2 rRNA genes are annotated in these 2,890 nt (G+C 51.5%); both read right to left on the reverse strand.

Annotated features, from left to right (window positions below):
* Positions 1-57: 57 nt before the first annotated feature.
* Positions 58-170, reverse strand: a 5S ribosomal RNA gene (rrf, locus tag BM144_RS22430).
* A gap of 111 nt (positions 171-281) precedes the next feature.
* Positions 282-2,890, reverse strand: a 23S ribosomal RNA gene (locus BM144_RS22435); the annotation flags it as partial.

Below are 2,890 nucleotides of genomic sequence, written 5' to 3' on the forward strand. Positions count from 1 at the left end.
TTCCAAAGCAAAACGCCCTCAGACCGAGTTGATCTGAGGGCGATTTGGGCTGTAGGAGCCTGACGATGACCTACTTTCACACGGGTATCCGCACTATCATCGGCGCAAAGTCGTTTCACTGTCCTGTTCGGGATGGGAAGGAGTGGGGCCAACTTGCTATGGTCATCAGGCATAAAGGGTTGCTACCTTGATTGTTGATCAAGGCGGCGAATTCATAGAGTCTTGTCAGCGGTAATTTGACTACGTCTTGGCATAACAACTTGACGGTGTGTCAAAGTTATAGGGTCAAGCCGCACGAGCAATTAGTACTGGTTAGCTTAACGCATTACTGCGCTTCCACACCCAGCCTATCAACGTCCTGGTCTTGAACGACTCTTTAGGGGGCTCAAGGCCCCGGCAGATCTCATCTTGAAACGAGTTTCCCGCTTAGATGCTTTCAGCGGTTATCTCTTCCACACTTAGCTACTCGGCAATGCCACTGGCGTGACAACCGATACACCAGAGGTGTGTCCACTCCGGTCCTCTCGTACTAGGAGCAGGCTTCCTCAAATCTGCAGCGCCCACGGAAGATAGGGACCAAACTGTCTCACGACGTTTTAAACCCAGCTCACGTACCTCTTTAAATGGCGAACAGCCATACCCTTGGGACCGGCTACAGCCCCAGGATGAGATGAGCCGACATCGAGGTGCCAAACACCGCCGTCGATATGAACTCTTGGGCGGTATCAGCCTGTTATCCCCAGAGTACCTTTTATCCGTTGAGCGATGGCCCTTCCATACAGAACCACCGGATCACTATGTCCTGCTTTCGCATCTGCTCGACTTGTCAGTCTCGCAGTTAAGCACGCTTATGCCATTGCACTATTAGCACGATGTCCGACCGTACCTAGCGTACCTTCGAACTCCTCCGTTACGCTTTGGGAGGAGACCGCCCCAGTCAAACTGCCTACCATGCACTGTCCCCGATCCCGATAAGGGACCTAGGTTAGAACCTCAAACGCACCAGGGTGGTATTTCAACGTTGGCTCCATGAGAACTAGCGTCCTCACTTCAAAGCCTCCCACCTATCCTACACAGATCCGTTCAAAGTCCAATACAAAGCTACAGTAAAGGTTCATGGGGTCTTTCCGTCTTTCCGCGGGGAGATTGCATCATCACAAACATTTCAACTTCGCTGAGTCTCAGGAGGAGACAGTGTGGCCATCGTTACGCCATTCGTGCAGGTCGGAACTTACCCGACAAGGAATTTCGCTACCTTAGGACCGTTATAGTTACGGCCGCCGTTTACTGGGACTTCAATCAAGAGCTTGCACCCCATCATTTAATCTTCCAGCACCGGGCAGGCGTCACACCCTATACGTCCACTTTCGTGTTTGCAGAGTGCTGTGTTTTTATTAAACAGTCGCAGCCACCGATTTTTTGCAACCGCTTTGGGCTCGCTTTGTACAAGTTCACCTACTTGCGGCATACCTTCTCCCGAAGTTACGGTATCAATTTGCCGAGTTCCTTCTCCTGAGTTCTCTCAAGCGCCTTAGAATACTCATCTCGCGCACCAGTGTCGGTTTGCGGTACGGTCGTGTGTAGCTGAAGCTTAGTGGCTTTTCCTGGAAGCAGGGTATCACTCACTTCGTCTGCAAGCAGACTCGTTATCACCCCTCATCTAAGCCTGGCGGATTTGCCTACCAGGCACGACTACAGGCTTGAACCAACATGTCCAACAGTTGGCTGAGCTAACCTTCTCCGTCCCCACATCGCACTACACATCGGTACAGGAATATTGACCTGTTTCCCATCAGCTACGCATCTCTGCCTCGCCTTAGGGGCCGACTCACTCTACGCCGATGAACGTTGCGTAGAAAACCTTGCGCTTACGGCGAGGGGGCTTTTCACCCCCTTTAACGCTACTCATGTCAGCATTCGCACTTCTGATACCTCCAGCATCCGTCACCAGACACCTTCACAGGCTTACAGAACGCTCTCCTACCACGCACAGTAAACTGTGCATCCGCAGCTTCGGTAACTGGCTTAGCCCCGTTACATCTTCCGCGCAGGACGACTCGATCAGTGAGCTATTACGCTTTCTTTAAATGATGGCTGCTTCTAAGCCAACATCCTGACTGTTTTAGCCTTCCCACTTCGTTTCCCACTTAGCCAATTTTAGGGACCTTAGCTGGCGGTCTGGGTTGTTTCCCTCTTGAGTCCGGACGTTAGCACCCGGTGCTCTGTCTCCCAAGCTGTACTCGTCGGTATTCGGAGTTTGCCTTGGTTTGGTAAGTCGCCATGACCCCCTAGCCAAAACAGTGCTCTACCCCCGACGGTAATACTTGAGGCACTACCTAAATAGTTTTCGGAGAGAACCAGCTATTTCCAAGTTTGTTTAGCCTTTCACCCCTATCCACAGCTCATCCGCTAGTTTTGCAACACTAGTCGGTTCGGACCTCCAGTACCTGTTACGGCACCTTCATCCTGGCCATGGATAGATCACTTGGTTTCGGGTCTACACCCAGCGACTGGACGCCCTATTCGGACTCGATTTCTCTACGGCTTCCCTATTCGGTTAACCTTGCCACTGAATGTAAGTCGCTGACCCATTATACAAAAGGTACGCAGTCACCCTTACGGGCTCCTACTTTTTGTAAGCATGCGGTTTCAGGATCTATTTCACTCCCCTCCCGGGGTTCTTTTCGCCTTTCCCTCACGGTACTTGTTCACTATCGGTCGATGATGAGTATTTAGCCTTGGAGGATGGTCCCCCCATATTCAGACAGGGTTTCTCGTGCCCCGCCCTACTTTTCTCTAGCTTAGTACCACACGTCTGTTTTCGCATACGGGGCTATCACCCACTATGGCCGGACTTTCCATTCCGTTTTGCTAACAGTCTTGCTATCAC

It is taken from the genome of Paracidovorax konjaci, assembly GCF_900112675.1.
Lineage (GTDB): Bacteria > Pseudomonadota > Gammaproteobacteria > Burkholderiales > Burkholderiaceae_C > Paracidovorax > Paracidovorax konjaci.